Annotated in this window: 18 protein-coding genes; 10 read left to right on the forward strand and 8 right to left on the reverse strand. The window is 57.7% G+C overall.

Features of this window, described 5'->3' with window-relative positions:
* Positions 1-115 precede the first annotated feature (115 nt).
* The 3 genes from FDY93_RS17565 to FDY93_RS17575 are packed head-to-tail and all read right to left on the reverse strand — an operon-like array spanning position 116 to position 4131.
* Positions 116-1021: a DUF1853 family protein gene (locus FDY93_RS17565; RefSeq protein ID WP_138237053.1), complete on the reverse strand. Its 906-nt coding sequence runs from the start codon at positions 1019-1021 to the stop codon at positions 116-118.
* Positions 1022-1061: 40 nt separating this feature from the next.
* Positions 1062-3389, reverse strand: coding sequence for an autotransporter family protein (locus FDY93_RS17570; protein ID WP_138237054.1), 2328 nt, complete (start codon positions 3387-3389; stop codon positions 1062-1064).
* Complete coding sequence (locus FDY93_RS17575) at positions 3379-4131, reverse strand: OmpW/AlkL family protein (protein WP_138237055.1); 753 nt, start codon at positions 4129-4131, stop codon at positions 3379-3381. The genes FDY93_RS17570 and FDY93_RS17575 overlap by 11 nt, the downstream gene beginning before the upstream one ends.
* 419 nt (positions 4132-4550) lie before the next feature.
* Between FDY93_RS17575 and FDY93_RS17580 the strand changes: the two genes are divergently transcribed.
* Both FDY93_RS17580 and FDY93_RS17585 read left to right on the forward strand, forming a co-directional pair.
* Positions 4551-5639: a methyltransferase gene (locus FDY93_RS17580; RefSeq protein ID WP_171019032.1), complete on the forward strand. Its 1089-nt coding sequence runs from the start codon at positions 4551-4553 to the stop codon at positions 5637-5639.
* Between the two features lie 18 nt (positions 5640-5657).
* Positions 5658-6386, forward strand: coding sequence for a tRNA-uridine aminocarboxypropyltransferase (locus FDY93_RS17585; RefSeq protein WP_138237057.1), 729 nt, complete (start codon positions 5658-5660; stop codon positions 6384-6386).
* Positions 6387-6475: 89 nt separating this feature from the next.
* On the opposite strand, the gene FDY93_RS17590 is transcribed toward FDY93_RS17585, so the two are convergent.
* A complete protein-coding gene (locus tag FDY93_RS17590; RefSeq protein ID WP_246068634.1) occupies positions 6476-8992 on the reverse strand; it encodes a TonB-dependent receptor in 2517 nt (838 codons plus the stop codon).
* Positions 8993-9706: 714 nt separating this feature from the next.
* On the opposite strand from FDY93_RS17590, the gene FDY93_RS17595 reads away from it, so the two are divergent.
* From FDY93_RS17595 to FDY93_RS17605, 3 genes are read left to right on the forward strand one after another with little or no spacing between them, the layout of a single operon-like run.
* Complete coding sequence (locus FDY93_RS17595) at positions 9707-10924, forward strand: TolC family protein (RefSeq protein ID WP_171019033.1); 1218 nt, start codon at positions 9707-9709, stop codon at positions 10922-10924.
* On the forward strand, positions 10921-12159 hold the full coding sequence (locus tag FDY93_RS17600; RefSeq protein ID WP_246068635.1) for an efflux RND transporter periplasmic adaptor subunit: 1239 nt from the start codon (positions 10921-10923) through the stop codon (positions 12157-12159). Before FDY93_RS17595 ends, FDY93_RS17600 begins: the two co-directional genes overlap by 4 nt.
* A gap of 9 nt (positions 12160-12168) precedes the next feature.
* Positions 12169-15282 carry an efflux RND transporter permease subunit gene (locus FDY93_RS17605; protein WP_138237060.1) on the forward strand — a complete coding sequence of 1038 codons (3114 nt, stop codon included), beginning with the start codon at positions 12169-12171 and terminating at the stop codon, positions 15280-15282.
* Positions 15283-15321: 39 nt separating this feature from the next.
* Here FDY93_RS17605 and rnr read toward each other — a convergent pair whose 3' ends face one another.
* The 3 genes from rnr to FDY93_RS17620 all read right to left on the reverse strand — a co-directional run bounded on the left by rnr (position 15322) and on the right by FDY93_RS17620 (position 21233).
* Positions 15322-17595, reverse strand: coding sequence for a ribonuclease R (gene rnr / locus FDY93_RS17610; RefSeq protein ID WP_138237061.1), 2274 nt, complete (start codon positions 17593-17595; stop codon positions 15322-15324).
* A 428-nt stretch (positions 17596-18023) separates the two neighbouring features.
* Positions 18024-18974, reverse strand: coding sequence for an MBL fold metallo-hydrolase (locus FDY93_RS17615; protein WP_138237062.1), 951 nt, complete (start codon positions 18972-18974; stop codon positions 18024-18026).
* Between the two features lie 156 nt (positions 18975-19130).
* Positions 19131-21233, reverse strand: a complete 2103-nt coding sequence (locus FDY93_RS17620; protein ID WP_138237063.1) for a VIT and vWA domain-containing protein — start codon at positions 21231-21233, stop codon at positions 19131-19133.
* Between the two features lie 193 nt (positions 21234-21426).
* Between FDY93_RS17620 and FDY93_RS17625 the strand changes: the two genes are divergently transcribed.
* Positions 21427-22185, forward strand: coding sequence for a helix-turn-helix domain-containing protein (locus tag FDY93_RS17625; RefSeq protein ID WP_138237064.1), 759 nt, complete (start codon positions 21427-21429; stop codon positions 22183-22185).
* A 22-nt stretch (positions 22186-22207) separates the two neighbouring features.
* Here FDY93_RS17625 and FDY93_RS17630 read toward each other — a convergent pair whose 3' ends face one another.
* Positions 22208-23827 carry a DUF1254 domain-containing protein gene (locus FDY93_RS17630; protein ID WP_138237065.1) on the reverse strand — a complete coding sequence of 540 codons (1620 nt, stop codon included), beginning with the start codon at positions 23825-23827 and terminating at the stop codon, positions 22208-22210.
* Positions 23828-24176: 349 nt separating this feature from the next.
* Here FDY93_RS17630 and FDY93_RS17635 point away from each other — a divergent pair, with 349 nt between their 5' ends.
* The 4 genes from FDY93_RS17635 to tnpB all read left to right on the forward strand — a co-directional run bounded on the left by FDY93_RS17635 (position 24177) and on the right by tnpB (position 26842).
* Positions 24177-24494: a DMT family transporter gene (locus tag FDY93_RS17635; RefSeq protein WP_138237066.1), complete on the forward strand. Its 318-nt coding sequence runs from the start codon at positions 24177-24179 to the stop codon at positions 24492-24494.
* A gap of 163 nt (positions 24495-24657) precedes the next feature.
* Positions 24658-26019: a Fic family protein gene (locus FDY93_RS17640; RefSeq protein ID WP_138237067.1), complete on the forward strand. Its 1362-nt coding sequence runs from the start codon at positions 24658-24660 to the stop codon at positions 26017-26019.
* 215 nt (positions 26020-26234) lie between these two features.
* Positions 26235-26567 carry an IS66-like element accessory protein TnpA gene (tnpA, locus tag FDY93_RS17645; RefSeq protein WP_138237068.1) on the forward strand — a complete coding sequence of 111 codons (333 nt, stop codon included), beginning with the start codon at positions 26235-26237 and terminating at the stop codon, positions 26565-26567.
* Positions 26564-26842 carry an IS66 family insertion sequence element accessory protein TnpB gene (gene tnpB / locus FDY93_RS17650; protein WP_138237069.1) on the forward strand — a complete coding sequence of 93 codons (279 nt, stop codon included), beginning with the start codon at positions 26564-26566 and terminating at the stop codon, positions 26840-26842. Before tnpA ends, tnpB begins: the two co-directional genes overlap by 4 nt.
* Positions 26843-26885 lie beyond the last annotated feature (43 nt).

Here is a 26885-nt window from a genome sequence, read left to right on the forward strand (position 1 = left end):
GATTCTAAATGAATGGGTGCCACATCGCCCAATCGACGGGTGGATAGCGCACTTTTTGCTCGAAAATTGAGCAGGTTTTAAAGGGGACGTTTATTCTGGCCAGGAGCAAGTCTGATTAGACGGCGCGATGAGCGAGTGCGCGTTGGTACCAGTCATCAGGAACGATAAATCCACGGCACAAATACTCTGGTTCGCCGGTATTCTCGGTCGTCGCGGCTATGCAGACGGGGCCTCGCGCAAGCAGGGCAGGAAGTACGGTATTCTCAAGCCTCACTGTGGAGTATCCATCGTCCGCATCGGTGCCAACTGGCGCTAGCCATGAGGTTTTCTGCAGTGGCAGCCAGTGCTGGGATTCGCTTAAGAAACTTTGCAGGAACAGCTCCGATGTCGCCCACCAGTACCGCGAGGCCTGCGCGCCGTGTGCTGAGGCCCCTAGCGGCGTAAACAGCCGTCCCGGCATTAGCGTCCACTGCCGGTCGAGACGTAGCTCCCGGTGCCGGAGTGCCTCTACTGCGGGCTGTGATTGGGCAATCGGCAGCTGGTGATCACGCATACGCGCGAGCTTGATGTCCAGGCGGTCCCGGAGCCCGGGGCCGACCCAATGGCCGTCTACCTGAAGATAGAACTTCACTGCGACTTCCCAGTGCTCGACGGCGTTGTCGGGCAAATACCTGACAACGAAGTCCAGTTCCCCCAGTGTTTGCCCCTGGCTGCGAACGGCCAGGTTGCGCGCAAGCAGTATGTAGTCTGGGTGGTGGGTAAACGCGAAGTCCCACAGCTGCTCAAAATAGACCCCGAGGCGGCGGCTGTTGAGCGTTTGCAGGTTCGCTTCCAGCTTCGGCTGCAGGCGGGTGATTGTTTCTGATGCAGAAAAAAACTGATGCAGTTGCCGGCGCCTCTGCTCCGGCAGCCACGGCAGCGCGAACTCGGGTGCAATATCCGGTGTGGTCAGCGCCCACAACAGATTGCGCCAGTGATCGGGCTTGGCGGATTCGAAACCGGTGGGCGGTGAGGTATTCATTGGTGCGAGTATAGAGAGACGGCCCCAGCGGCGTCACCTGTTACCACTTGAAGCGAAAGCCGAAGGTCAGGCTCGCTTCGTAACTATCGCCGGCATTGTCGAAACTGGTGGCGTAGTCCACTTCGCCGTATACGGAGCAGCGGTCTCCGCACTGGTCGTAGGTGAAGCCCAGTCCCAGCTGTCCCCACCAGTCGTCGCGGGCCTGATACAGGGAAGTCCCGGAAACCTTGATTTCCGTCTCGTCTTCAAAATAGTAAAAGACGTTGGCGATGGCGTAGAGGCCAATGCGTTCCAGCAACAGGTTGCCGTACATGTTGCGCTTCAGCCGCTGGCTGACGCGCTGCTCAAACGCGAGCCCGAAACGCGCCGAGCCGCCGTTGTTCTCTGTATCTTTGAAGCGAACGTTGTACTGGTCTTGGTGGTCGTCGATCTGCTCCGCGTTGAAGATCAGCTGCACCTGGGGCGTGAGGGAATAAAAGTCACAGAGTTTGAAGCTGTGCCCGGCTTCCGCTGAAAAGGCGAAGCCGATGGCATCGTTGTCGTTGCCGAGATAATAGAGTTCGTAGGAATAGAAGTCGGAGTCGAACCAGTTGAACTGTGCCTGCAGGTCCGCGTAACTGCCCTGGCTGCCGTACCAGGTGAACGTGGTGCCGACACCGAACTGATCGGTTTCGATGCGGCCGTGGCCGAAGTAACTGTCCAGATCTGTTCTGCCGTAGCCGTACTGGGCAAAAATACCGAGCATCAGGCGTCCGTAGTACACCGCCGGGTCAAAAGAAAAGTCGGAGCCGATCTGCACCAGCCCGTAATCCTGCTGCCATTCGGCGTGGCTGGTGGAGTTGTCCGGTATGTTGTCGTTGTACCTGGATGCAAGGCGCAGCCAAAGGCCTCCGCCGTCGATGGTCTGTTCCACCGCGTCGGCGTAACAGCAGAGACCGCGGTCTCGGAAACTGGTGCCGGCCCAGAAACGGTTGCCCACCCGCTTGCGCAAGGTGGTGGGCTGGTTCATCTGGCGGATGGACTGGGCGTAGGTTTCGTAGAGCACGGCGCCGGGCTGCCAGCGCGGAATCAACTGCCCGCTGCCGTCAAATGGATCTTCCAGGGTGGAGCGCAAATACCAGTTGCCGTCATCGGGATCACTCAACCCGCCGTGGTGCAGGGTGTAACCATAGGCGCCGCCAACGGTTACGGGTTGGCCGTCCAGCGCAATGTACTCGCCATCCAGGACAAAAGCGTCGGCGGCGGATTGCCCGGAGATATCGATGATCTTGATCCCGTCGCCGCTAGTGGTTGCGCCGTCACCGCCGCGATTGTAAATCTGCACAAAGGTACGCCCGCCGGTGTCACCGGCAATGGTGAGAAGATCCGTAGGGGCATTGTCGGCGGCGAGTTCGGTTTCCAGCCACAGGCGTCCATCGCGTCCGGTGTAGTTGCCGAAGCGCCCGCTGTCGTGGGCGGCAATATTCAACCGATTGTAACGTTCGTCCACCAGCCACAGGGTACCCGCGTTTACGACATCGCCGCGAATGGTGTAGTCGGCGGGAATGAAATCGACAATGCCACCGAAGCGGATATCGAGCCCGAGCAGGTCGCCCTCGTAACTGCCCCCGCCAACCGTCAGGGAACCGCTCAGGGTAATCCTGGAACTGCCATTGACGATGATGCGCTCCCAGTTCTGTAGCAGCTGCCCGTCGATCTGATGGTCGAGAATAAAGCGCAGCGAATCCACATAGCCATCGTCTGCGGTGTAGTCATCGCCACCGTCGAGTATTGTTTCAGTGTCGTAGGCGAAGGCGTCGATGCGCACGGTATCCGACCCATTCCCGCCGCGAAATAAATCCAGCACACCTTCATCCCAGTGGAAAACATCATCTCCATCACCCATGTCGAGGTAATTGAAAATGTATCCGCCGTCCAGTAACACCTCGTCGTTGCCACTGCCCATCGTCAGATCAAATACCACGCCGTCGTAGACTTCTACCCGGTCGTTACCCGCGCCGGTGTCGATTCCGCCACCGTAGTAGTCGCCCACGGAAGTGCGGCGCTCGCGCATGGTGACGATGTCGTCGCCATCACCGGTGGTCAGGTGTACCTGAATGTCAGACTCAGTGATGTCCACGCGATCATTGCCGCTGCCCGTATCCACCGTACCCAGCGTGACACCGTTCAGGGTCAGGGTGTCGTCGCCGCCCAGGGAGCTGACATTGGCGCCGGCCGGGTCGTTGTCGACGTCGCAGAGGATCTGGTCCGGCCCCTCGGTTCCGGTATTGGATGGGGCGCAATCCGCATGTGCGCCGAAAGGTACCAACAGCAGGCAGGCCGCCAGCCCGTTTCTGAGATACGGGAAAACCGCCGAATCAGAATTCATAGGTAACGCCCAGATTCAGCGTCCATGGGTTGGTTTCGAAATCGGAGTACAGACGCTCATAGCCTGGGTTGGTGGGGTAGGTCACCACCGCGTCGGTATTGGCATCGGTGTAAATAACCGCGGCATTGATCAGCCAGGAACTCAGTGCCCCGACGCGCCCCAGACGCCAGTCCAGCCCTAATTGCGCGCTGGCGCCCCAGGAATGGCCGATACCGAATTTGCCCGGGCCGGTAGCCATGCCGCTGTTTACCAGATATTGCTGAAAATCCGGGTTCAGTTTGTCGTCGTAAAAATCCGAGTAGTTTACGCCGATGCCAATGTAGGGTTGGCCAAGGCAGTTGAGGTCATTCAGGTACCAGTTGACGAACAAATTTGCTGATGAGGTGGTAAACCGGCCGAAGTTGATACCGTCGCGGCCCGGGTTTCCGCGAAAATTTTCCAGCGCAAGTGAGTGCGTTGCACCGCCAATATAGAGTAGTTCCAGCCCGAGATAGGGTAGCGGGCGCCACACACCAGACACATTCCAGGTGGTGTCTTCTTCAATGTCCCATCCGGTCCGGTACAACTCCCAATCCTGCAACACGTAGTACTTGAGCGAAGTGTTGTGGTCATCGGGGTAAACAAAGCTGGCTCCCAGTCGCACATAGAAACGGGTCAGGTCCAGATCCGAAACAGGAATCTGCGCATGCGCTAGAAACGGGAATAAAAGTACAAAAGTAGCGGCCAGCCTGAGCTTTTTCATTGTTGACTCCGTTGAACACCGGTTGACCTCCGCGACCCTTGTTATGCCTGGGTGGTCATCGGTCTGGTCAAAAGCTTTGTCTTGGCGCGGCAATTATTGAATTGGCACTGCCGGGGAAACGCTGAAAACACCAATAAAAGTAGCATGAGGTGGAAAAATTGCCGGGCGATTCCCGAATGGGCGATACGGGGAAGTCACACCAAAAAATGGCGACTTCAATATTGCAGGCGTGTAAAATGCCGCATCCTTACCCGGCTCGTTGTTCGTCCAATACAAGCCAATTTCGCGCCCTTTTTTACCTGGCCATGCAGCATCGCACGCGTTTTTTAACCCTCACTGACCAGCTACAGTGCCTGAGTGCCTTCTGGCGGCAGTCCGCCTTTTGCGACACGGACCTGGCGTGGCGCCATCAGTTTCCAATGCTCGGTGACGCCTGCCTGCAGCTGGAGGACGCAGCGGTAGACGCGCTGGAACGACAGCCCGAAGCGCTGCACCATTTCCTCGCAGAATTCATACCGGGCTACCGGGATTTATTGGCACTGCTGCCGCTGCGAGAGCGAATGCAGCCGGCAACACTTTGCGGGCGACTGGCCACTGGGGTTCCCGGACGCAAGTGGACTCAGATGGCGGCCTTTATCGGGGCGTTACCAAAAGCCATTCCCGGCCAGGACCGCACCGTAGTGGATTGGTGCTCCGGCAAGGCGCACCTGGGGCGAGCCCTGGCTCACCATTGGCAGTGTTCTTTGCACGCGGTTGAGCGCCAGTCGGCACTGTGTGATGAAGGCGCCGCCCTGGCTGCGCCCTGGGTGAAAGAGGTGAAGTTCTCCTGCAAGGATGTGCTTGAGCAGCCCCACGAATTTGCGGCGAAGGACTTCGTGATTGCCTTGCATGCCTGTGGTGATTTACACCGCGCGCTGTTGCGGCAGTGGCGCGACAGCGAATCGCCACACTTGTGTCTGGTACCCTGCTGTTATCAGCTGTGGCTGGATGACCTCTATATTCCACTTTCGCAGGCAGCAACAATCAATAACCTGGCCCTGAACAAAAACCAGGTGCGCCTTGCGGTACAGGAGATGGTCACTTCCGCCGAACGCGAGCGCAGGCAATCGCAGACCATGGCGCAGTGGCGCATGGCCTTTGACCTGATCCAGCGGGAATTGCGTGGCGTGGATGAGTATCTGCCGACGCCGTCGCTCGGTTATCACCTGCTGGCGCAGGGACCGGAGCGGGTGATCCGCACTCTGGCCGATAGAAAATCGCTTTCTATTCCGGATGGGTTCGACATTCAGCCCTATGTTGCGCGCGCCGAGGAGCGCCACGCGGCGTTTCGTCGGTTGCAGCTGGTCTCCCACGGTTTCCGGCGTGCCTTGGAGCTGTGGCTGGTGCTGGATCTCGCCCTGTATCTGGAAGAGGGCGATTGCGAGGTCGAACTGACAAGTTTTTGCCCGCGCGACATCACCCCGCGCAATATCCGGATTCTAGCCACGCGCAATTCAGTCAGCGTTTAACCTCGCCACAGGTCGTACATGCACTCCACCAATTTCACCCGCCTGCGGGACCAGGAACTCGCCAAGTCCACCAAGCCGTTTCAGGCCAAGGGCAAAAGTGTTATCCGCTGTGCCGATTGCCAGATGGCCGAGTACGCCTGCATCTGCCCGTGGCGGCCGACGGTACAGAGCCAGGTCGACTTCGCTCTGCTGGTGCACCGCAAGGAGCTGTTCAAGCCCACCAATACCGGCCGATTGATTGCGGACGTTTTCCCGCGCACACCGGTATTTCTGTGGAACCGGTTGGAGGCACCGGCGGGGCTGGAGGACCTGCTGAAAGACCCGGCGCGCGATTGCTATATCGTTTTTCCGGCCAGCGAAACCGACGCAACCGACAGAAAGATTGTGCAGTCACTGCCCGCCAGCGCACCCGGCGCGAAAAAAATCACGCTGATTCTGCTCGACGGTTCGTGGAAGCAGTGCAGTCGCATAATTGCCCTGAGCCGCTGGCTGGATGGCGTGCCCTGTCTGAAACTGCCGGATGCCTTCGTGAAATCCTATCTGGTGCGGGATTCGGGAAGAGACGATCGTTTTTCTACCGCCGAGGCGGCCATCAGTTGCCTGTTGCTGGCGGGGGAGAATCACCCGGCACAGATTCTTCAACATTATTTCTCGCTATTTAACCAGCACTACGTCGCGACCCGCGGCTGCTATCTGCCGGAGCGGGGGGAGAGCCATGAAATTCTGGAATCGGTCACGGGCAAATAATCGACGGCAAAAAAATCGGGGCGGGCCGAAGCCCTCCCCGATTTAACGATACTGACTAACCATTGTTTCCGATTGCCGAAAACGTCAGATCAGAAGTTGTAGGTCACCTTGCCATAGACAAAGCGGCCGCGGGGATCATGCTGGCTCGACACATAGCCATACAGATCCGAGTCGCCATCGCCGATGGCAAACGGCGGCTCTTGATCCAGCGCATTGTCGGCACCAAGGCTCAGCACCAGATTGTCGAAGCCTGTATAACGGGCCTGCAGGTTTACGGTCATGAACGAATCCACCATGCGGGATTTATTGGTGTCGTAATCGAGAGTACCGTCAAAGTCGATATCCGGGGTATCTTCAAACTCGCCGATATAGTTCAGTCCCACGGTGAAGGCAACGGTATCCCGGGCCCAGTCGGCGGAGGCCGCCCAGCGGTGCTGCGGATATTCATACTCACCCGCCAGGTCGCGATTTAAGAAAGCATCGCCCGCGGAGTTCAGTTCCACCCGCTCAAACTCCGACAGATAGGAATAATCCAGCCGCAGGCCGAGATCGCCACCGGCGACGGTCAGCGCCGAGTACACGACACTCAGGTCAATCCCGGAAACCGTCTGCTCGCCGATATTGATAAAGCCGCTGTTGATCGACTGTAGCGAACCGAGGGACTCGCCAGGCAAGGGAGTGGAGCGCACGCAAACGTTGCTGTTCTGATCACTACAGAACTGAGTGTATAGATAGCCGAAAGGCACCTCATCTATCTTGCCTTCCTGGGTGATACGCCAGAAATCCAAGGACAGTTGCAGACCGTCCATCGGCTTGACCACCGCACCCAGGTTGTAGGACTCCGACTCTTCCGCATCGAGGTCCGGGTTGCCGGAAAACACGATGTTGTAGTCGGTGCTGACACAGTAATCATCGTTGATCGCGCAGCCATACGTATCGATAAAAAACAGGGATCCCTGCGACGGTCCCAGGCCAATCTGCGCGAGCGACGGCGCGCGGAAACCGGTGCCCCAGGATGCGCGCAGTGAAAGCTGCTCACTGGCGGTCCACAACAGGTTGACCATCGGGTTGGTGGTGCTGCCGAAATCGCTGTAGTCGTCGTAACGGCCCGCCAGAGTCAGGTCCAGGTTGGCGGGCAGTGGGACCGCAAACTCGACGAATGCGGAATTAATATCGCGACTGGCCGCGGCGTAAACCGACTCGGTACCGAAAATCAGACCGCGCTGAAACTGGTCATCGGGAATGTCGGACGCGCGTTCTTCGCGCCGCTCCAGGCCCGCTGCCATGGCAATGGCACCGTTGGCGGTATCAAACAGATCCCCGCTGATGGTGAAGTCCATGCCGCGCAGTTCGGACTTGCCCTGGCGCACCAGACTGGTGGTGATGGCGTCGATCACCGACTGCGGGTTTTGCACGCCGCCGAACGGGTTGTAGCGGCCCGCGTCGATTTCCTGCTGCAGCAGGTCGGTGCGCACCCAGCCCTGGGAGCGGTTGCCAGTCTGCGTGGATTCGCTGCGCGAGCGCTGTACCGAGGCCTCCCAGTCCCACTCGGCGATACTGCCGCGCAGTCCGAATACCGCGCGCAGATTGTCGGTTTCGATATCCCACTGACGCGCGCCGGCATCCACGGTGCGGTAGCGGCCGATATCGATACTGCTGGCACCGGCAAAGGGATTGTTCGGGTGGTCGATGGGCACGGTGAGCCCGGCGTCTTCATCGAGCGGAGTCGGTGCACCCTGGGCAATGGAGGTGTTGTGCTGCACCGCGAGCTCGCTGAAAAACTCTACGTTATCGGTCAGCTGCGCGTGACCCAGCATCAGCACACCGGTGCGTTCCGCTTCGGGTGTTAGCAGAGTCCAGGGACCGTAATCGTACACGCAGGTCTGGCCGAAGGCGCTGCCTGCTGGGCAATTAGGGTCAATGGTGGTTTCGCCGTCGACAATAAAACGACCTGGATAACCGCGCGAAGAGCGGAAGTCCATACCGCCGCGGAAAGACTGGTCGGCGGTATCGAGCCCCCTGCGCTCAACGCTGGCGAGGGTGGAATTGCTGCGGTGGTCAAAAATGAGGGTCAGGTTTGAGTCTTCGCCGTTCACACCCCACACCGCAGAGACGGATTGCTCGTCGTAGCCGTCCGCACCGCCGAAATCTGCAGTTACTTCCGCACCTTCAAAATCTTTGCGCAGGACCAGGTTGACCACACCGGCGACGGCGTCTGAGCCGTAAATCGCGGATGCACCGTCTTTCAATATTTCCACGCGTTCAACGGCGGCAATCGGGATGCTGTTGATGTCCACAAAATTGGTGGTGATGCTCTCGGCAAACGCGCTGATGGCGACGCGCTTGCCGTTCACGAGTACCAGGGTTGCATCGGCCCCCATGCCCCGCAGGCTGACGGCCGCCGCGCCGTTGGCGGTGGAATCCTGGTTGTTGCCGCGGGTTGAAAAGGTGCCATTGCCCGCTGCCGGGTTCTTTTCGAACATCTGCTGGAGGTTGGTATAACCGGACTTTTCAATGGCTTCGCGATCCATCACCTGGATTGGCGTGGCCGTCTCAAATTCCGCGTTGCGTTGAATGCGGGAGCCGACTACGGCAATTTCCTCCATCGCATTTTCGTCGGCGGCAAAAAGCACCTGCGGTGCTGTTGCTGTTACTGAAATTGCCGAGAAAATGGCGCTGGATAAAACATTTCGGCGTGAAAAAATTTGTTTCATGATTTGCTCGTCCATTTGTTGTCATTATTTTTGAATGACCGAAACAGCATGGCCGTTCAGTTTGCTTGGAAACATTATCAACGGCGTAATGGCGAAGCAATGAATATGAAACGTTTACGAGGGTGCAGATATTTTATGTGAATAGATTTGTCGTTTTCGTCGTGCGCTTATTCACACAGAGAAAATTTTTTGCGCGTCAATACGAGTACGGCAGTGCCAAATAAGTTCGCCAGGATTATTAATTTTTTATCAGTTTCTAGGGGTTAAATAGCGCTGGGGCAAAGAGCCGGTGTTGTCGGCAGCTAATCCCCTCCGACGATAGGACCGGCGTCGAGTTTTCTGCCAGGTTCAGTGCATCCATCGTCTTTTTTCGTCAGAAAGCTGTACCGGATGTGGTTGCGAGTTTGAGCTGACCGCAGGGATTTCCCTCTTTCGGTTTTCCTCTGTCTATCCTCTGTGAATGTATTTCATCCCATCGTTAATAATCCGTTCTCTTGCGGAGAAAACCACATGCGCAAGGTGAAACGACCAAATCGGGGAATAAAATCGCGCCGACACCGCGGCTGGGTATCCACTGCAGCTCGGTTTCTTCTGTGCGCGGCGACATTGGCCTGGGCGCAGGAATATCGCGTCACATCGCCGCTGACGTTTGAGCAGGCCGTGCTGAAAAGCCTGCACAGCCATCCTGAGCTGGCCGGGTACCAGCATCAACTGGATGCGGCCAATGCGCGTGCCGCTCAAGCGGGAATCGGGCCGCGTCCACAGCTTGGGCTGGAGGTTGAAGATGTTGCCGGCACCGGGGATTTCAGCGGTGTCGAAAGCGCGCAGACGACACTGGGTATCAGCTGGCTGTTGCAGGGCGAGCTTCTCAATCAGCGGGTTGCGACGGCGCGCAGCAAAACGGCGGTGATTGAGCGCCAGCGACAAATCCTGGAGCTTGACGTCGCCGCGGATACCGCGCGCTATTTTCTGCAGGCGATGGCACAACAGGAGCGCCTGGTGCTGGCGCTCAGCGCCGCGGAACAGGCGCGCAACGCGCTGGTGGATATCCGCCGGCAGGTAAATGCGGGCAAGGTGCCGCAGGCCGACGCCTCTCGCGCCGAGGCGGAACTGGAGCGATATGCACTGGCAGCGGAAGACATCGAACACGAACTGGAAATATCCCGGCATCGCCTCGCCGCCCAGTGGGGTGAGCGCAGTCCCGGATTTGGCGAGATCGCCGGCTCGCTCTCATCTCCCATCCCATTTATTGATGTTGCGCAGCTGCGCGCACAGGTTGCAGACAATCCCAACGTCGCGATTTTTCTCAGCCGTGAGCGGGTGGTAGACGCGGAGATTGCCCTCGCGCGTGCAGAGGCCGGTGTGCAGTGGCGCATTGATGTTGGAATCCGGCGCCTTGAGGCGACCGACGACTACGGACTGGTGGCCGGCGTAGGTATCCCCATCGGCCGTCGCGGTCGCAATCGCAGCGAGCTGGCGGCATTGGTTGCTGAGCAGAACCGTTACCGAGCGGAGATGGACGCGAAGGAACTTGAACTCGAAACCCGCGTGTACACCATGGCGCAGCAGCTTTTGCACAGTCGTCATGTGGCGGAGGCACTGTCCGCGCGAATTATTCCCAGCCTTGAGCGCGCCGAGGCCGACACGCGCGCGGCCTATCGCCTCGGTAAATACAGCTACTACGAACTGGTCGCGGCACAACAGCAACTGATCGACGCGAGGTTGTCTTTTCTGGAGACGCAATACCGGGCGCACCTGTATCTGATTGAACTCGAAAAACTCACCGGCCTGTCGCTGACGCAGATAAGTGAGCGCGGAAAATGAAACCCGTTGTGATGGCCATTGTGACGCTCGTTATTGCCGCGCTCGGTGGCTTGGGGTTTTCCACCGGTATCGATGCATCTGTGGAGCAAACCGAGCAGCGCGAACCCGAACCGGAAATGGGGCCGCATCGCGGTCGAATATTGCGAGAGGGTGATGTTGCCGTAGAACTCGCCATCTTCGAAACCGGAGTCGAGCCGGAGTTCCGGGTGTGGGTCACCGATGGCGGCAAGCCTGTGGCTCCGGAAAAAGTCTATGTCGGCGTGGTGCTGACCCGGCTCGGCGGTGAGGAGGAGCGGGTTGGCTTTGCGCCGAAGGACGATTTCCTTCGCGGTGACAAAGTGGTTCGCGAGCCGCACTCTTTTGTGGTGTCTGTGAACGCCCGATACAACGGCAGACAATTCCAGTGGCAATACGACAGCTTCGAGGGGCGCACCCATATCGAACCGGATATTGCCAAAGCGTTGAACATCGCTACCGGCGTTGCCGGGCCCGCCGTATTGCGGGAAACCGGCGAGGCTTATGGCCGCCTGGTAATGGACCCCGAGCGCGTGCGGGTGGTCAGTGCCCGCTTTGATGGCACGGTCGAGTCGGTCAGCGTTGGCCTGGGCGAACGGGTGGACAAGGGGCAGACGCTGGCGGCAATCAACAGCAATGAAAATCTCAAAACCTACACCATTAATTCCCCCATTGCGGGCGTGGTGGTGCAGCGGCTGGCGAATCCGGGAGAGCAGACCGCAGGCCGCGCGCTACTGACGATCGCCGACAGCCGTGCTCTATTCGCGGAGCTGGATGTGTTCCCGTCACTGCGGGCGCGGATCCAGCCGGGGGCGCCGGTTGCGCTGAGTGTTCGCGGGCTGGATATACCGTTGCGGGGAACCGTGCGGCAGGTCGATACGGTGATTCGCCCCAACCAGTCCAGTGTGGTGCGGGTCACTCTGAAAAATCCCCCGGCGCACCTCGCCCCGGGCGGATTCATTTCCGGAGACATCGAAGTTGCGAGGTATGAAGTGCCGCTGGCCGTAAAGCGTTCCGCGCTGCAGACGTTTCGCGAGTTCAATGTGGTCTACGCCAAAGTGGGCGACGAGTACGAGGTGCGAGTACTGGAATTGGGGCGGGAGGCAGGTGAGTGGGTTGAGGTGCTCGGCGGGTTGAAGCCGGGCACCGAGTACGTGACCGAGAACAGCTATATCATCAAGGCCGACATCGAAAAATCCGGGGCAGCTCATGATCACTAAGAGCGCGGCATGCTTGAGTATCTGATCCGGGCGTCGATCCACAACAGGGCGTTGGTGCTGGCTGTGGTGACATTGCTGTGCGGTATCGGCATCTGGAATTTTAACCGCCTGCCGATCGATGCGGTGCCGGACATCACCAATGTCCAGGTGATGATCAACACCGAGGCGCCGGGCTACACGCCGCTGGAAGTGGAACAACGGGTGAGTTACCCGGTGGAAAATGCCATGGCCGGGTTGCCCAACCTGGCGTACACGCGCTCTCTTTCCCGCTACGGCCTGTCCCAGGTCACCGTGATTTTTGAAGACGGCACGGATGTGTACTTCGCGCGCCAGCTGGTCAGCGAGCGGCTCGCCGGTGCGCGCAGCGCACTGCCTTCTGGCGCGGAGCCGGAGCTGGGGCCGATCTCCACCGGCCTCGGCGAGATTTTTATGTTCACGGTGGATGCGGAGCCGGGCGCCACCCACATGGATGGCTCGCCGGTAACCCCCACCGACCTGCGCACGGTGCACGACTGGATTATCCGCCCGCAACTGCTGCGGGTGCCGGGGGTTGTCGAGGTCAATCCCATCGGCGGATTCAAACGGGAAATCCTCGTCGCCATCCAGCCGGAAAATCTGTTGGCATTCGGCCTGACCCAGCAGGATCTGATCCGGGCGGTGGAGAACAACAACCAGAATCGCGGCATCGGTTTTATTGAGCATCGCGGCGCGCAGTGGATGTTGCGGGTGCCCGCGCAGGCGGCAAGCGTGGATACGCTGAACGAGTTCCTGGTGGCGGAAGTGGACGGTGTACCGGTGCGCCTGGGCGATGTGGCTCACATCGGCGAGGGGCGGGAGATGCGCACCGGGGCGGCCACCCAGAACGGCCGTGAAGTGGTGATGAGCACCGTATTTATGCTGGTGGGTGAAAACAGCCGCACCGTAGCCCGTGCCGTGGGCCGGAAACTTGAAGACATCAAGGCGAGCCTGCCGCCGGGCATTACCGTCACCGCGGTGTACGACCGCACCTCACTGGTGGACAAGACGCTGCACACCGTGCGTACCAATCTGCTGGAAGGCGCGCTGCTGGTCATCGTCATCCTGTTCCTGCTGCTGGGCAATGTGCGCGCGGCCTTGCTGACGGCCATGGTGATTCCCATCGCCATGTTGATGACGGTCACCGGCATGGTACAGACGCGGGTCAGCGCTAACCTGATGAGCCTCGGCGCCCTCGACTTCGGCCTGCTGGTGGACGGCGCCATCATCATCGTGGAGAACTGCCTGCGCCGCCTGAGCCAGGCGACTCCCGCGCGCGGTGAACTCGATGTCGACGAGCGCCTGGAAGTGGTGTTCCAGGCAACCCGCGAGGTGATCCGCCCGGCCATGTTCGGGGTGTTCATTATCACCGCGGTGTATCTGCCGATCTTTGCGCTCTCGGGCGTGGAGGGAAAAATGTTTCACCCCATGGCGACCACCGTGGTCATTGCGCTGCTTTCGGCGATGCTGTTGTCGGTAACGTTTGTGCCCGCGTGTATTGCGCTGTTTTTCCGCAAGCCAGTCGTGGAGAGAGAAAACCCGGTACTCAGGCAATTGAGCCGCGGCTATCGCCCGCTGTTGCACACCGTGATCCGCTTGCGCTATCTCGTGGTGGTCGCCGCCGCAGCCCTTGTGCTGGTGTCCGGCTTCATGGCGACGCGTCTCGGCAGCGAGTTTGTGCCGAACCTGAACGAGGGGGATATCGCGATGCACGCGCTGCGCATCCCGGGGACTTCTCTTGAACAGGCGATTGCCCTGCAGGAATCCCTTGAGGCCCGCATCAAGGAATTGCCCGAAGTGGAGCGGGTGTTTGCCAAGATCGGTACCGCCGAGGTAGCCACCGATGCCGTGCCGCCAAGCGTTGCAGACAACTTTATTATCATGAAGCCGCGCGCGCAGTGGCCGGACCCGGACAAATCCAGCGAGGATCTGGTCGATGAACTGGCGGCGTTGGTGGCGCCGATTCCCGGCAACCGCTATGAATTCCTGCAGCCGATCCAGATGCGCTTTAACGAGTTACTGGCCGGCGTGCGCGCGGAGTTGGCGATCAAGGTCTTCGGTGACGATTTCGCGCAGCTTGAGCAACTGGGCAATGCGATCGTGGCGGCGATAGGCGATGTTGAGGGCGTTGCCGATATCCAGCTGGAGCAGACCACAGGCCTGCCGATGCTGACGATTCTGCCGGACCGCGCGGCGCTGGCGCAGTATGGTCTGGATGTTGATGCCGTGCAGGGGCAGCTGGCTACCGCCATGGGCGGCGCAGTGGCGGGGCGTTTTTACGAAGGTGATCGCAGGGTCGATATTGTGGTGCGCCTGCCGGAGGAGCTGCGTCAGGATCCGGAAACCCTGGCCAATCTGCCGGTGCACCGCGCCAACGGCGACTATGTGCCACTGCAGGAGCTTGCCAGCCTGGAACTGGTCACCGGCATCAATCAGGTGTTCCGCGAAAACGGCAAGCGCCGCGTGGTGGTGACGGCCAATGTGCGTGGCCGAGACCTCGGCAGTTTTGTGGCCGACGTGCAGCGGGCAATTTCCGACCGTGTGCAGATGCCCGCGGGTTACTGGCTGGAGTACGGAGGCACTTACCAGACACTGCAGTCGGCGACAAAGAGGCTGGCGGTGGTAGTACCCGTGACCTTGATCCTGATCATGGGGCTGTTGTTATTCGCTCTTGGCTCAGTGCGCGATGCACTGGCCATTTTTACCGGTGTGCCACTGGCCCTCACCGGCGGTGTCCTGTCGCTGATGTTGAGGGATATACCGTTTTCGATATCCGCTGCGGTAGGTTTTATCGCGCTGTCGGGCATTGCCATCCTCAACGGGCTAGTGATGGTTTCTTTTTTTCGCGATCTGCGCCACCAGGGCTACGGAATAGACGCGGCGATCATTGAAGGGGCGCTTATCCGTTTGCGCCCGGTTATTACCACCGCGCTGGTAGCGTCGCTGGGATTTGTGCCCATGGCGTTCAACACCGGCATTGGCGCGGAAGTACAGCGGCCGCTCGCCACGGTAGTGATCGGCGGCATTATTTCTTCGACCTTACTGACGCTTCTGGTGTTGCCGGCACTTTACCGGATACTGCACGGGTTAAGTGCGCGGGACAGCTAGTGCTGCCCGGGGCGCGCCACGCTCATTGCCACTCGGGACTTAGCCGGCCTGCGCCAACTCAATTTTGCGTCGTTCCATGTCGACGCGCACAACACGTACCCGAATCGCATCGCCAATGGCAAAGCTGCCGTTGCCGCGCTCGCCCACCAGGCGTTGCCTGGCGGCATCAAACTGGTAATAGTCCTTTGTCAGTGCCGAGATATGTATCAGGCCTTCCACCTGAACGGTATCGAGTTCGATAAACAGACCGAAGTTGGTGACACTGCTGACGTGTCCGTCGAAGGTATCGCCGACAAAACCCTGCATGTACTCGCACTTCAGCCAGGCCTCCACATCCCAGCTCGCCTTGTCGGCGCGGCGCGACGCATTGGAGCAATGCTCCGCGAGCGTCTGCATGGCGGACTTGTCATAGGGGTAACTTTTTTCCGGCGCGATGGGCGCGGCATTCCCGAAACGCTGCACCGATGCACCGCCCGTACCGAAGATGCGTTGCAGTGCACGGCGCACAGGATTGTGCGGCATCTTCTGACGGATCACGGAGCGAATGGCCCTGTGCACCAGTAGATCCGGGTAGCGGCGAATGGGCGAGGTAAAGTGTGCATAGGCCGGATACGCCAGGCCGAAGTGGCCGCGATTCTCCGGGCTGTATTCCGCCTGGCTGAGGGACCGCAGCATCATGGTGCGGATGGTTTGCGCATCAGCGCGCTGGCCAATGCTGCCCAGCAGCTGGTCGTAGTGCGCCGGCGAGGGTTTGTTGCCGCCGGCCAGTTTGAGTCCTTTCTCGCCGAGGAATGCGCGCAGCGCGGTGAGTTTTTTATCCCTGGGGCCGTCGTGCACCCGGTAGAGTGCGGGCATTTTCTGTTGCTTGAGGAAGTCCGCCGTGGCCACATTGGCGCTCAGCATAAACTCCTCGATCATCTTGTGCGCGTCGTTGCGGATGACCGGGAGTATCTTTTCGATCTTGCGATCTTCGTTGAATTTGAATTGCACTTCCGGCTTTTCAAAATCCATCGCGCCGCGCTTTGCGCGAGACATTTTCAATGCCGAATACAGCTGGTGCAGCGCGTGAATATACGGTGCCAGGTCTTTCAGCTGGCGCGCAGTCTGCCGGCCTAAATTGGACTCCGGTGAATTCAGGAACGCGTTTACCTGGCTGTAGGTCAAGCGCGCATGGGAGTGGATTACACCTTCCGAGAAGGTATAGCCGGTCATTTTTCCCGCTCTGCTGATGGTCATTTCGCACACCATCACCAGGCGGTCTACCCGAGGATTGAGCGAGCACAGGCCATTGGACAGGGATTCCGGCAACATCGGCACAACACGGCCGGGAAAATACACGGAGGTCGCGCGCGTTTGTGCTTCCTGGTCAAGCGCACTGTCCGGCGCAACATAGTGGGAAACATCCGCAATCGCCACCAGCAGGCGCCAGTTTCCGGACGCCGTTTGTTCACAGAAGACGGCATCGTCGAAATCCTTGGCGTCCTCGCCGTCGATGGTCACAAACGGCAGCTTGCGCAAGTCGGCGCGATGCCGCTTGTCGGCCTCCGGGACCTCGCTGCCCAGCTGGCGCGCCGCGCGCAGGGCATCCTGTGGCCAGCGATGGGGAATTTCGTGGCTGCGGATCGCCACATCGATCTCCATGCCAGCGCCCATGGCATCCCCCAGCAGCTCGGTCACGCGGCCGAAGGCATTGTAGCGGTGGCTGGGGTAGTCGATGATTTCCACGTAAACATATTGGCCGGGTTTGGCACCCAGTAAATGCTCGCGATCGACATCGATCTCATGGGCGATGCGGGCATTTTCCGGCTGCAGAAAATAATCGCCATCCTCGCACTGCAGGCGTCCCACCAGATGAGTGGTCTTGCGTTCCAGCACACGGAGGATAACGCCGGTCTTGCGGCCGCGGCGGTCCTCACCGCTGATGCGCGCCTGAACCACGTCACCGTCGAAGACGGTCAGCATTTCGTTGTCGGAAAGAAACAGATCTTCCGCTGCGTCATCACTGCTCAGGAAGCCGAAACCATCCGGGTGACCGATAACACGGCCAGTGACCAGATCTTCCGGCTTGATCAGGCTGTATCCGCGGCGGCGATCAAACTGGATTTGTCCATCGCGCTCCATGGCGCGCAGGCGGCGACGCAATGCTTCTTTTTGCTCATCACCGGAGAGATGCAGGACTTTCGCCAGCTGCTCGCGATCGAGCATTTTCCGGTTTTTTTCAAGCAAGCTCATAATGAACTCGCGCGCGGGAATAGGGTTGCTGTACTTTTCGGAATCCAGCGGATTAAAGGTAGCGATTGGGGATTTACTCATGATTTTCTCGTGGAGAAACCGCCAATAAAATTGCGCTGGGTAAGAACTGGAGTGATGTGACAGGGCAGATCAGGTGTTACTCGGCAAGGTATGCAGGCGGATAACGCATAACGGCGTTGGGGGTAAAACTAGAAAATATTCAATGGGCGTTCAATAAGAAGCCGATCCTGTAAACAAACAAAGACACACCTCAGTGAGGCATGAACGGCAAAGAAGACTGGAATTTAGATGCTACAGGACGAAGAAAAACAGATGCGACGAAACTGAGGATTTAAACAAGAGACTTACTTTTGACTAAATGCACTGTAGGCCCCCCCGTGAGCTAAGTCAAAGACTATTTTCCAGGCTCAGCGACTCGGGATGTATTCTGGTACCTCGACCACCCGGTACCCCGGGGTACCGGGTGGTCTGGGCTGCAGACTCAGGAGTCAGTCAACCGGCACCCACACAATGTCGCCGCCCTTGCGCTGGAAGCGCCCGAGGCCGGGGAAGGGAAAGTGTGGCGAGTAGATCTGCAGCGCAGCATCGTCCGCCGCGCGCGCCAGCAACGCTTCGCGGCTGGCTTCCGCCACCGGTGCGTCGCCGTCGAAGGCAATCGTCCAGCGCGGGCGCTGTACCGAGACCACAAAGTGGTGCGCACTGTCACCGATGTACAGCAGTCGCGACTTGCCATCGGCAATCTCGTATGCGCTGTGCCCGGGCGTATGCCCGTCCACCTTTACTGCGGTAACCCCCGGTACCAGTGCACTGCCCGGCGCAAACGGCTTTACCGCGGGTTTGATGGCTGCCGCCAGCGCGGCGTTATTGGTATCGCCCTGCAGCGCCTGCCACTCGGGGGCGGCCATGTGTACCGCGGCGTTGGTGAAACGCAGCGATCCGTTTTCCTCCAATAGCCCACCAACGTGGTCCGGGTGTGCGTGGCTGATGAAAATATCGGTGACCTGCGCCGGTGTTACACCTGCTTCGGCCAGCGCCGCCGGCAGTCGGCCGGCATCGGCGAAATCCACATCTCCCGCACCGGTATCAAACAGATACACGCGGTCTCCGGCACGCACCAGCAGTGCCTGAATACTGAGCTGCAGTTTATCGGTCGGAAGATCATTGCGTTTCAGCAGCGCTGCGATTTTGCCCGGAGGCTGGTTGATGCCAATTACGGTGGCGTCATTCGGCAGCTGGATGTCACCGTCGTGCAGTGCGGTGGCCTTGAAATTTCCGATGGAAAAATTGTGGATGCTTGATGGGGAATCCGCGGCCGGTCGCTTGTCTTCGGCGAACACCGGCAGGGACAGTGTCACCAGTAAAACACACCGGGCGAAATTCCAGCCCTGCTGTTTTACGTGGTTGAAAAAACTTCCGGAAAGTGGGAATGAGTGAGACATGGGCGACTCCTTCTGGGTGGGGCGCCATTATTGCCGGCGAAGGTATCGTGGCACCAGTGGCGCGCGCCAATGAGTCGTCTTTTTCATTGTCTTGTACAAGGGTTTTAAGACCAGTAACAGGGCCCCGCGGGAGGCCCTGATCTTATGCACGATAAATCATTTTCCAGTGGTATTCCTGCGCGACCTGATGCGTATCCCTATCAGGATCATCAACAGAAGAATTACAACCGGCCCGGTAGATCCACCGCTGCTTCTAGGGTAGGCGCGGTTGCCGGTAAAGGCGGGCTGCGCGCTGTCCTGACGGTTGTCCTGAACCGGAGCGACGGCACGGTTTTCGCGGGCGGCTCTCTCCCGTTCGACACGGGCCTTGTTGTTGCGCGCAATACCCTGCTGTTCGAACACCTGTTCCTCTACCACCACCATGGAGGTGTAAGGGGTTACCAGTCCATGCTCCACCGCGAGATCGACGATTGCATCTTCACTGTCGCTGTCGTGGCCCAGGTAATCCATGCGACTCTGCAGATCCTCGATGGTCGCATAGGCCCACAGCCGCTCCAGCTCCGGGTTGCGGGTATCGGTGGCCGGGAACTTGAGATCCGAGCGGTAGTGCACGTCGCGGCCGGAAACCTTGCCCTTGATGTCGAGTTTCGCGGAGCCATCGCCCCAGTAGTGACCGAACACAATCAGCTGTTGGCCGCGGTACAGGGAACCGATCTGTGCGGGGCTCATGTCGCGCACCTTGATGCTGGACTTGTTGCCGGAAATGCTCAGGGAGATATCCCGGTAGGCTTCGTGACGCAACTGGTCAGCTGCCTGCACCAGGCGCCCGGAAATGTCATCGCTGTTGGAAATATTCATCGCGAAGCCGTTGGATACCTTGGCCATACCTTCGAGCAGCGGGCGGTTGGCGCTGTTGCCCATCACGAAGGTGAACAGGCGGATGTCGTGTTGTTCGAGCAGTTCCAGGAAAGCTTTTTTGGCCACCACACCCACATTGGCGACGCCATCGGTCACTAGGATCACCGCACTCGGGCGGTCGGCATCGAGCCCTGTGTACGCCGCTTTGAGGCCGGCAAACAGGTTGGTGCCCCCGTCGGGCTGCGCGGCTTCCAGCAACTGCAGATAGTGCGTCACATTGGCGTCGTTGACGACGACATAGCCATTGGTCAGGTCGCGGGCCTGGTCATTGAACAGCACCATGCGGAAGCGGTCCCCCGGCTGCAGCTTGCCCAGTCCCTTGCGCACGCCTTCCGCAAGGCTGTGATATTTCCCCGCCATGGAGCCGGAGAGGTCCAGCACAAAGGTCCAGTCGCGGCCGTGGGTAATCGCGCCCAGGTCATCCCCCGGTGTCAGTGTCAGCATAAAGGTACCGCGCTCGCTGCCCTCGGGGCGGTAGGTAACCATATCCACGGCACCGGGCAGACCGGGCTGGTGTCGCCAGTAGGCGACGATGTCCTTGTCCAGGGTAAAGGCGCTGGCGGTCGCCGTCGCCGTTGTGAGCGACGCTGGTGTCTGCTCCGGTGTCTGACCCAGCTCGTCGGCAAGCGCAGCGGCGCCGGCGGAGTTCGCAAAGGAGACCTGCCATTCCTGGTCGGACGAGCGCTGTACCTGCGCCTGCGGGTGCGCCGGCATCAGGAACTGATCGATGGGGTAGGAGGAGCGCATGGTCAGCTTGAAACTGAAGGCCTCCTGCACGTGCTGTTGATAAGTGAAAAACGCCATACGCTCTTCATCCACACCGCCTTCCTCCAGCGGATACACATAGCGGCCGATGCCCAGTTCCGCGTGTACCGGCTGGATGTATACCAGGCGGATACGCACCGTGTCGTTTGGCAGTACCGGGTACACGCGGCTGTCGAAACTGCGGTACTCATCCTGTTCAGTAAGCGCAGTTCGCCGGCCCTGGGATTTTTCCTGTTCATACAGCTCGCGCGCCTGCTGCTTGCGCATCACTTCGCCAGTCACCGGCTTGCCGTCGATCCAGTAGGTAAATTCACCCACCGAGGCCTTTTCCGGAACCGGGAAGGAATAAATGGCTTCCAGTTCCCGGTCGTGGGGGTTGGCGAAGGTCTGGTCCACTTCGGTAATGGCGTAGCCATCCTCGATCACCACATTCACGTGGTGCTCCTTGATCTCCAGCTGGGGCAGGTTGCTGTTGGCCAGGGTCAGCAGGCCGGCGGCCATCGCCAATCCGGGTACCAGTGCCCCCAGTAACAAACACACACACCAGCCGATGGGGTTGCTCCGCAAACGTTGCATAGTCGGTTCCTCTGTAAGCCGCCTGGGGCTGAATCGAACAGCGTGCCGCGAGTGGCACGCGCCGTTGCGGAATCTATCGGCAAAGGCTCGCAGGGATCACCCGGATCCGATAAAGTCGCGTGAACCGAATTGAAAAGTATCAAATGGCGATACCTTGGTGGTTCTGCAGGACAGGAATTTGAGGAGGCGAGGAATGAGCCAGGTGCAGGCGCTGATGAAGACGCTAAAGCGCGAGCTGAAGGCGCGGGGAGTGACTTACGCGGAAATCGCCCGGCAGCTGGACCTGTCGGAGAGCAGTATCAAACGGATATTCACCGGCGGCCCCCTGTCTGTCGACCGCCTCGAATCGCTGTGCGGCATTGCCGGCTTGGATTTCTCCGAGCTGGTGCGCAAGGCCGCGGAGGCGCGGCGGGGTATCGCCACCCTGAGCGAGGAGCAGGAGCGGGAAATTGCCGCAGATCCGCATCTGCTGCTGATGGCGGTGTGTGTGCTCAACCGCTGGACCATTGAGCAGATTCTCGAGACCTACGAGTTGAGTGAGACCGAGAGCATCCAGTTACTGGCGCGTCTCGATCGACTGAAGCTGATCGAACTGTTACCGCTGAACCGCTACCGGCTGATCGTGGCAAAGGAATTCCACTGGCTCCCCAATGGACCCATCCAGCAGCTATTCCAGAAAGAAGTGCAGCCGGAGTTTCTCGCCTCCAGTTTCTCCGGCCCCGGGGAAAAACTCGTGTTCCGCACCGGCATGCTGTCGCGCACCGCGAATGCAGAGCTGATGAAGAAAATGGATCGACTGCTACAGCAGTTCGATGAACTGCACGATGCTGACAGCGAACTGGCGCTGGACGAACGCTACGGCTCCAGCCTGCTGGTGGCATTGCGCCCCTGGGAACTGCAGTATTTCAGTCGCCTGCGGCGCGGCAACCGGGAAAAGGTATTTCCGGAGTGATGCCGGAAAAATTTTTCTGGCGCTACTCCACTAGCTCCACCTCACTCGGTCGCCACTGCTTGTTAAAGAAGGGTTCCAGCGGGCTGTACAGACGCAGAATGGGAAAGAAGCTCTTGCCCGGAATGGTCTGGATCCAGTTACCCCGCGGCACGCCGTCCGGCTGCTCGGGTGAGAAGTAAACCGTGATGGACCCATCGCGCGCCGTCTCGGCGGCCGGTGATGGGTAGCTCTGGCTTCCGGCGCGGGGATAGCGCTGCGGCGTGTCGAGCATGGAGCGGGTCATGGTGTCGTACAGAGTCCAGGACCAGAATTTCTCCGCAGGGACATTTTTTGGCAGTGTGACCTTGTAGGTTTTGGAGCCATCGAAGTAATTGTTATCGGAATCCATCATGGTCCACAGATAAGTGGAGCCGATTCCGGTCAGCCGCATGGCCATCGCCGGCGTAATACCGGTAACCCCGTAAAAAAACGCCTGGCGCGCATCCAACTGTCGGTAGCCTGTGTCCGGGAATGGCTTGACGCCTTCCTTGGTGATCATCGGAATAGGTGTCTGGAATTCGTAGCCGGTGACAAACAACATGTTCTGCCAGTTGGCGTCGTCATAGTAAAACCAGGAGCGATCGCGCGGGTTCATGATGAGTGTTCTGGATGTGGCGTTGGCGATTTTCATCGCTTCTTCGAGAATTTTCTTCATGCGCGCATCCGGCGCAAATGGTTTGCCTTTCACAATGCCGATGGCGGCGACAGGCCCCATGAGTTCCGGGTCGAGCGACGTCGCCGGTTCCTGTTGCACCACTTCATTCAGCATTTCGTAAAACGACATATCGTTTGGCGGAATGGTATTCATCACCTTGCCGCTGCCTTCGTGAAATACAGTGGGCGCGGGTTGGGTTATTTTTCCGAGTTTCGCTTTCCCTGCGAGAAATTCAGCGACCGATGTGCCGACGCCACCGGCGTTGTAGGGGTAGACCTTGGTGAACTTGCGGATCCGCTCAGCCACCGGCTTCGGATCGTTGTTGTTTTCCAGGAATGCCCGCGCAAACCAGACGGCGTTATTAGTGCGGGCGCGCGCTACATTGAACCCGCCCTGCGGCAAAGGCCCGTCATAATCCGGTGGCACGATCAAGTATTTGCCGCCTTCTCCCCGATCTGGTCCGGGTAGACCCACGTCAATCACCCAGCGGAACCACGCGTCCTGAACCGTGCCGAGTACTTGTGGCGGTACCTCAAGCACCATGGGACCTTTGGTGAGATCCAGGCTGCCCATGACGTAAACCGTATCCGCATTGGCCGTCAGGAACAGTGACTTGGCGTCCATCAACTCGGAAAAAACAATAACCTCGTTGTCCTTCACGCCGATATCGCGCATGCCTTTGCGCAGCATGTAAATACTGACTCCGCGCAGGTTGTCGGCAAAGGCACGCACCGCGTGCGTCAGGTCCAGGTTCTCGTAGACTTTATCCAGCGTTTCCTTGCTGGGCATACCATCTTCAAACTCGAGTGTGCCAATGCGCGACTCCACTTTGTCGGGCGTTACGATGGAAGGCGGGACGGAGGCACTGGATTGGGCCTGTGCCAATCCGGGGGCGTTTAGCGTGATACAAACCGAAAGGAAAGCCAGGGGTTTTATTGCGTCCTGCATTGTTTTCTCACCAAGTCAAAACCATTGCGCTGGAATAATTAAGCCGATTACAAAGGCAACTCTAGCCCCGCCAGCGCAACCCACAATATTTTGGCGGAAAAGGGTAATAGCAGGTGTTTGATAGTTTCCCGGCTCGCCTCTGTGAGGATGGCGTGGACTTCTCAGTCAGTCATTGTCTGGTCGGAGGAGATTGAGTAATGGGATGGGGGGCGTGAAATAATGTGTCAGAAACCGCTTGCTCCTGTGCTTTCTGTTAGTTATTGTCCCGCCATCTGAAGGAGGACGACCTCCCCCACTATGGGTAGAAACTCCCAGGACGACCTGGCCCTGTTTAACAACGGAGCAGACAATGTCCTGGTTTTACCTTCTTATCGCCGGCGCTCTTGAAGTCATTTGGGCGTTCTCCATGAAGCAATCCCACGGCTTCACCCGGCTCACCCCTTCCATTATCACCATCGTTACAATGATCGGCAGTTTCTGGCTGTTGGCCGTGGCCATGCGCACTATTCCACTCGGTACCGCATACACCATCTGGACGGGTATTGGCGCTATTGGTGCGTTCCTTGTCGGGATTATGGTTTTTGCGGAACCGGTCAATGCGATGAGGATTGGTGCGGCGATCCTGATTGTTTCGGGGCTGGTGTTGATGAAGTTTTCCAGTGGCTGAGTTCAGTTGCTTTTTCATCTGCCTGGTTCTCTATAATCTGCAGGTATTAGATTTAAAGTTCTGATAGCTTAAAACTATTCTTGGTCTTGTCTCAGTTTCTTTGAAAATGAGACAAGGCTGCGTTGGTTGTGTATATTTATCTCAAATATTGGAAATTTGAGATATGAAGATAGTTGTCCCTCCACCTTTGGAGCCTAATCCTTTCCAAAAGGTCGCATCAGATAGCCCAGACCAATTACTGGGCTATTTAGACTTCCATACCCCGCTAGACAAAAAGGGAAGGTACCAGCCATTTGATGAACTACGGCATAGAGTCCCGCAAGGATTAGATGCAGCTGTGGCATGGTCTTTCGTTAGAAACGCACGTAATCGACAGCAGTCTTATCTAATTTCTCTAGGTGAGCCCGAGAATCATTGTAGTTTCATGCTTACACCGTCGATTCAGAAGGCTATTTCGGAAACAGACAGAAATACTACGAGCGCTTACTTGGAGTGGATAGGCAGCAAAATAGATGAGAAAGCTCAGCTCAAGTATCTATTAAGTGATCTTATCGAAGATGAATCAATTAGTAGTAGTCAGCTAGAAGGCGCTGCAACCACGACTCGGGTTGCAAAGGAGATGCTAAAGAGAAACAGGAAACCGAGGGATGCCAGTGAAAAAATGATCTTAGGCAACTATAGAATGATGCAGTTTGCCTGGGAAAAAAGGCATGAGCCTTTATCTATTGATCTCATTCTAGACTTGCACAAGATTGGTGTGGAAGGGATAGATGATGATGAATATAAGCCTGGCGTATTTAGGCGGGCCGCTGACAATGTTCACGTAGTGGACCCGGAGGGTGAGATTGTCCATACACCCCCTCCTGCTAATAATTTAAAAAATAGAATGAGGGATATTGTTAGCTGGGCCAACTATGATCACGAAAACGCAGATGAAAAATCATATTTGCATCCGCTTATCAAGGCAATAGTCTTGCATTTTTGTATTGGATATGAGCACCCATTCAGAGATGGAAATGGTCGGGTGGCTAGAGCTTTATTTTATTGGTATTTGTTTAGAAGTGATTTTTCAGCATTTAGATTTATCGCGATAAGTGTTCTTCTGAAGAAGGCGCCGATTCAGTATGGGAAAAGCTATCTGTATTCAGAAACAGATCAAATGGATTTGACATATTTTATTGAATATCAGAGCAAGATAGTCGTTAGAGCAATTGAAAAATTTAAGAAGGCATATAAAGATGCGGCTCTGGAAATTGAGCGATTCAATAGATGGCTTTGGGATTCTGGTTTATATAAGAAGTTGAATGACAAGCAGAGAACTGTCTTCCAGGTCGCAAAAAGTGGCGACGTTCAAGAATTTACGATCCGGAATGTGGAGCATAATTTGGGCTGTTCATACAATACGGCTGCGGCTGTTCTAAATGGATTGGTTAAGCAGAAGCTTTTTTATAGAGAGAAAAACGGACGCGAGTGGGTTTATTTTATGAAGGGTAAAGACAAGATTATTGAATCTTGGCGGAAATAGGGTTGCTTTTATAAGCCACTAACCTTCTAAGTCTGCAAAATCTTGAAAATTTAAATAGAGAGCATGATCTTCACTTGTGATCAACTCAACGGCGTGTTGCCGAGCAATAATCTAGCGATCTGCTGTATTGGAGTATGCGTACGGCAAACCCGTCTTCCCAACCAAAATCTGCGCTGTAATTTAGGTGTCCACCTATCAACAAGTGGACACCTAATATGAGTGACATCATCCCTGTTAAGACACCCGTTAAGCGTCGCCGGCATTCCCCGGAGCTTAAAGCCAAGATTCTCAGGGCTTGCCAAGCGCCCGGCACGTCCGTTACGAGCGTTGCCCTCCAGCACGGGATCAATGCTAATCTGATCCATAAGTGGCGGCGCGAAGCTGAGGGTAATCAGAAGCCTGCCGATCAGAAGTTTGTTCCGGTTTCAATACCTGCGCCGCGTGGGTCGACAGACGACGTGGTTTTTGAACTGCCCGACATCAAGGTGCGCTGGCCGCTTGCTCAAATCGACCGCGCCATTCCCTGGCTCCGAGCACTGCAAGCGTGATCCAGATCGATAAGATCTGGATGGCCACCGAACCACTGGATATGCGCGCCGGACCGGATACGGCTCTGGCCCGTGTCGTGCAGGTGTTCGGTGAGGCCAGACCTCACTGCGCCTACCTGTTTGCGAACAAGCGCGGTAATCGCATGAAGGTTCTGGTGCATGATGGCTTCGGCCTGTGGCTCGCTGCCCGCCGACTCCACCAAGGCAGCTTTGTCTGGGGAAAGCCGGTGTTTGTCAAAGAAGATGTCGCGATCACTCGATTACGCTGCCTCTAATTTCACCTCCTGAGAGGCCTGATCTTCAGGCGAAGGATTCAGC

The sequence above is a fragment of the Microbulbifer harenosus genome, assembly GCF_005771435.1.
Classification (GTDB): domain Bacteria; phylum Pseudomonadota; class Gammaproteobacteria; order Pseudomonadales; family Cellvibrionaceae; genus Microbulbifer; species Microbulbifer harenosus.